4 protein-coding genes are annotated in these 4,971 nt (G+C 63.8%); all 4 read right to left on the minus strand.

All coding sequences use genetic code 11. The features are described from left to right. Positions 1 to 1,168 (minus strand): DUF6531 domain-containing protein (locus SMD10_RS24850; RefSeq protein WP_331688415.1); only part of this gene is annotated, 1,168 nt, incomplete at its 3' end. A gap of 497 nt (positions 1,169 to 1,665) precedes the next feature. Continuing rightward, positions 1,666 to 2,070 (minus strand): PAAR-like domain-containing protein, encoded by a 405-nt coding sequence (locus SMD10_RS24855; RefSeq protein ID WP_331688416.1) that lies wholly within the window; start codon positions 2,068 to 2,070, stop codon positions 1,666 to 1,668. Further along, complete coding sequence (locus SMD10_RS24860) at positions 2,067 to 3,227, minus strand: DUF2169 family type VI secretion system accessory protein (protein WP_331688417.1); 1,161 nt, start codon at positions 3,225 to 3,227, stop codon at positions 2,067 to 2,069. Before SMD10_RS24860 ends, SMD10_RS24855 begins: the two co-directional genes overlap by 4 nt. An 11-nt stretch (positions 3,228 to 3,238) precedes the next feature. Then, on the minus strand, positions 3,239 to 4,971 hold a 1,733-nt coding region (gene tssI / locus SMD10_RS24865), incomplete at its 5' end, for a type VI secretion system tip protein TssI/VgrG (protein ID WP_331688418.1).

A 4,971-nucleotide genomic window follows, 5' to 3' on the forward strand; every position in this document is an offset into this window, starting at 1 on the left:
CGATGACGATCAGCAGCTCGCCGTCGTCGCCCCAGCCGTAGACCGTCGATCGCCCCTCGGCGTCGGTCGCCTCCTTGACGTTGCCCAGCGCATCGTAGCGCGTGCGGCTCCGGTGGCCGTTGGCGTCAGCCGTGGCGGTGCGAAAGCCGTGGGTGTCATATGTGTGCGCCACCGTGCCGCCGAGAGCGTCGACCTCCTCGGTGACGTTCTCATGCTCGTCGTAACGGAAGGTCTGGGCCGTCTCGTCCCCGCCGCCCGGCCGGTACTCCGTCTCGCCCTCGCGGTAGACGAAGCGGTCGCCGTCCCAGATGCCGTTGGTGCGGGTTTCCACCACACGGCCCGCCTCGTCGTAGGAAAAGTGGGTCTCGGAGGCGCGGGTGACATTATGCCAGCTCTCGATGAGGTCGCAGTCCGCCTGCCAGTGGTAGCGCACGGACATGCCGAAGGCGCAGTTCGCTTCGCTCATCCGCCCGCCGACGTCGTAGGCGTAGCGGGCGAGCTCCAGCGCCGAGCCGTCGACGCCGATCAGCGTGATCTTGGTGCGCCGCCCGGCCGCATCGTTATCGAAGACCAGCGACAGGCCGTCCGGTCCCTCGGCGCGGGTCAGCCGGCCGTCCTCCTCGCGGGTGAGGAGGAGCGTGTTGCCGTTGAGATCCTCGATCTTTTCCAGCCGGTAGACGTCGTCGTCATATTGCCGGAAATGCTTGACGATCGCCCGGTCCTTGAGGCGGAGCTGCTTCAGCCAGGGCGCCTTCAGCTCCAGATGCGGATAGGCGGGGTTGGTGGACGCCAGGAAGTTGAACGGCCGGTCGAAGCCGATGGCGTGGCCGTCGCGGTCGTGGAAGCAGAGCCGGCCGCGCTCCGGGTTGGAGAAGACCTCGTCGAAGGCCGAAATCTGGCAGGGGCCGAGTGGGCTTTGATAGCGGGGCGGCAAGGCGAGCTTCAGGCCCATATAGCGCGCGCCGTCGAGGGCGAGCGTGCCGGGGATCAGGAAGTCGCGCCAGGTCTCCAGATATTCGCCGTTGGCGACCGAGACGGGCTCGCCCGCCGCAACCGGAGCTCCTTTGACTTCGCCAGTAGGCGGCTCAGCGACTTTGCCTGGCTTCGCAGGCTTGGGGATCTTGCGAAAAATAACACCGGTACCTTTCGCTACGCCATATGTGATCACAACAGTCCCGCCTTCGACAGCAAGGTCTGTCGTTTCCTCACCAGCTTCATAGGCCAACGCGCCTGGCACGCCCTGCTCTTTGAAGACCTCGTCTATTTGTCCTTGGGTATCGATGACGGGAACATTGTTGGGTATTCCCATCGACCCAGGAGGAAAATAGGACACCGAGTTATCTGTATTATTCTCAAATGCTCCAAGAGGGTCTTGAACAAACTCAGAAATACCCTCCCATACAGAAGATGCTTTGTTTTTAATGCCTTTCCAATAAGATATTCCGACGCCAGAAACGGTTACATCAGTATACAATCTGGCATTTCCATTGCTTGTTATTTTACTTTTGTTATTTCCTTCTTCTGTTCTAGCTCTAGCAAGGCAATCTCTGACCGCAAAATTCAGCTGTGATCGAGTTAGAAATTCTTTTGGAAGCAGAGGGTCATTCTTGCATATCGCAATTTCTTCCGCAGAAAGACCGCTATCTTCCAAGCTATAATCGCCCATTATATTTTATCCTCAAAACTATTCTTTTGGTCTTCCGTCGGTCCGGGATCCGGGCGGTTGATCCAGGCCGGGTCGCGATGGCTGCAATTGGCCCAGCCTTCGGAAAAGAAATAGTCCGCGGCAATCTCCACGTGCGCGGGGCCGAGATAGCCGGGCACCTTGACGCCTTTCTCAACGCCAGGCTCGTGGCCGGTCGAGGTGGCCGTCCGCGAATTGAGCTGGAAATCGAACTTGCCGTTGTTGCGCACCGATTTCGAATAGCGGATGGCCGTGTCGAGGAACGCGATGGACGAATAGGCGACCGGCTTCCGGCCTGAGCCGACCGGTGTCCAACAGACGTCAGGCGTGGTGGAGACGATCACGTTGCTGTGGCACTTGCGCGCCGAAATCCGTCCCGTCGTCATGCTTCAGCCCTTGCTTTGACGCCAGCGCGAATTTGCGCTGCCGATTGAAAAGAGGCGACATATTGAATGACGGCGCGCGAATAGATGTCCGGCTCGAAATTGACACGCCAGGAGAGATAGACGCGCCAATCGCGTCGCCTTTTCGCGGCGATGTCGAGAAAGACCGTGTCGAGCGCCATGTCCTGCCGGTCGGTGCGGCCGTCATCGCGCACGAAGTCGACGAAAAGCGACTCCTGCGGCAGGACGAGAGTAACCGTCTCGGCCGCCTCGGCCAGGCCCGTCAGCGTCACGCGCTCGCCGCCCTTCAGATGAGGGGATACGATCAAGTCGGGATGAGCCGAATTGTGATAGGAAAAGTCGTAGTCCGGCGGCCAGGCCGGCCAGATATTGTCCATCCAGTTCTGGTCGTAGGTGCCGCCGCGCGGGCGGCGCGGCAGCCAGGCCGGGGGGATCGGGCCGAGGCTCTGGGGCGAAAGCTCGGTGAAGGGCTCGCGCACCGGATCGTTCGGGTCCTCGATCTGCGGCGCCGGGACGTGGCGGGTATGATCGGTCCATTCGCGATCCATCTTGCCGCGCCCCAGCGGATTGCGCTCGTCGGTGTCGAACAGCGCCTGGCCGTCTTCGTCCGTACCCATCGCGATCTCGCCGCCATAGGCGTATTCATAATGGAGCGGCAACGCCGCGATCGGTTGGGGATCCGACAGCCGCCAGCGGTCGAACGCCCGGCGGTGATCGTGCCAGTGCGCCTGCTCGGCCTCGCTCAGCCGGCGCCGCCAGACCGGCGCCCATTCGCGCGGCCCGGTGACGCGCAGGGTCTTGTCGACGCGGGTTTCCGATCCGTCCGCGATGGCGAGCCCGCAGTGCCAGAACGGCATGGGTTTGCCGCCCGGCGCCCGCGCCACCGCATTGACGATGACATCGGTGGCCGGCTTGTTCGGCACCAGGTCGGACGGATGCCAGAGAGAGCTGACATTGACCTCGCCATGGCAAAGGTCGGTGAAGACCATCGGCGCCTGCTCCTCCGCCTGAAGCAGCCGGCCCGACGGCGCCACCTCGTAGGTCGCCTTGACGATGACGATCCCGAACTCCTCGTCCTTGTTGTCCCGGCTGTAGTAGCGGAAGTTCGGGAACGGGGTGAGGTTGACGAGTTCCGGCACCGGACGCCCCCTCAGTTGTTGTCGATCATCGGCGCGGTGATCTGCACGTGGCTCTCGCCCTCGACATAGACCCTGACGCCCTTGAGCAGGATGGTACCGTCGTCCTTCATGATGAGGATCGACTTCGGCGGCGTCTCGTTGCCGTCCTCGTCCCTGCCGCCGCCGACGCCGATGAACAGCTCCTTGCCGATCGACACATGCTTGCTGTCGCCGACCGCCTGCTTGTAGACCTGCCCGACGGTAACCACCTTGGCGAGGCCCACCTGCTCGGTCTGAGCGATGCCGACGCTGGTGTTCTGGATCTTGCTGACCAGCGTATTGAAGACGCCGGAGCCGATCATCGAGGCGACCTGCGAGGCGAGCCCCGCCCCCGCCGAATTCATCGACGCGCCGCCGGCGCCCACCATGTTGGAAGCCTCCGCGTCGTTCACGCCGCCGCGTACCTCGTCCATGGTGCTGGCCATGGCGCCGAGCGCGCCGGACGCCATGAGGCCCGCGTGCAGACCGGCGTCGGCCAGCGAGGCATCGGCTGCGCCGCTCGAACCGCCGCTTTCGCCGACGGCGGCGCTGGCGTTGGCGGCGCTCTTGTCGTCGCTCGAGGGGCTGTCGGCCATGGCCGACGATATGAGACCCATCGCCTGCTGCAGCATGGAAGCGCTCGTTCCCGAGAGAGCCGCCAGGGCACCGCCGGCGATGGCGTTGACGATCCCGCCGACACCACCCACCACAAGATTGAGTCCCCCGCCCACCTGCTGGCTCATGTTCGAGCCAACCTCCAAGGACTGGTTGGATCCTACCGAGTGCAGTGCATTGGCGTCGACCCGGCTGGTCTGGTTGTTCAAGACCTTGGTGGTCTGGTCCTTCTGGGCGTGCAGGAACATGTTCTCCGCCCCCGTCGCATCCTCGAAGGAAATCTCGTTGAATTCGTTCGGCGTGCCGGACTTGTAGGTGTTGGTGCGAAGGACGCTCTTGGTCCTGTGCCCGGGCAGTTCATAGGGCACTTTCTGTTTCGGGTTGGGCACCAGGCCGGTGATGAGCGGGCGGTCGGGGTCGCCGTCGATGTAGGAGACCATCGCTTCCATGCCGATGCGCGGGATGATCTGGCCGCCCCAGGTGCCCCCCGCCCAGCTTTGGCTGACCCGCACCCAGCAGGTGTCGGAGCCGTCCTTCTTCGCCCGCCGGTCCCACGGAAACCACAGCTTCACGCGGCCGTACTGGTCGCAGTGGATCTCCTCGCCCTCGGGACCAGCCACGATCCCCACTTGCGCCCCCTCGATGCGCGGGCGCCGCGTGGCGCGATGCGGCGTCAAGGGCACGCGCGAGGGCATCGCCTCGAATTCGTTGCGGTATTCCGGCTCGTCCTCCGCCGTTTCGTAGGAGCGATCGACCACCTGATGCACCGCGCGGATCACCACGTGCTCCTCGTAGCGCTTCTCCGGATGCGCCACCTCGTAGGGGCTGAACCGCCGCCCCGGCTCCACCACCCTGATGTTGGAAGCGGCCTGCACCCGGTCGTGATCGGCCTCGGACGCCTGCATGCGCAGCTTTTCCATGCGCTCGTGCGCCGTCACGTCCATGGCGCGGGCCGGAAACTCGTAGAGCTCGCGCTTGGTGTTGTCCGGCAGCTCCACCAGCGACGGCGTCTCGGCCGAGGGCACCATGGTCGGCGTCTCGAAGTTCCAGTCCGCGCCCGAGCGCTTTCCAGAGACATAGGCATAGCGCCGCCGCCAGTCGTCGATGTGGT

The sequence above is a fragment of the Consotaella aegiceratis genome (genome assembly GCF_036541425.1).
In the GTDB taxonomy this organism is placed as follows: domain Bacteria; phylum Pseudomonadota; class Alphaproteobacteria; order Rhizobiales; family Rhizobiaceae; genus Consotaella; species Consotaella aegiceratis.

What these genes read in the sequence shown, in the direction of transcription:
- SMD10_RS24855 (WP_331688416.1), bottom strand. Translation starts at nt 2,070, where the DNA reads ATGACGACGGGACGGATTTCGGCGCGCAAGTGCCACAGCAACGTGATC.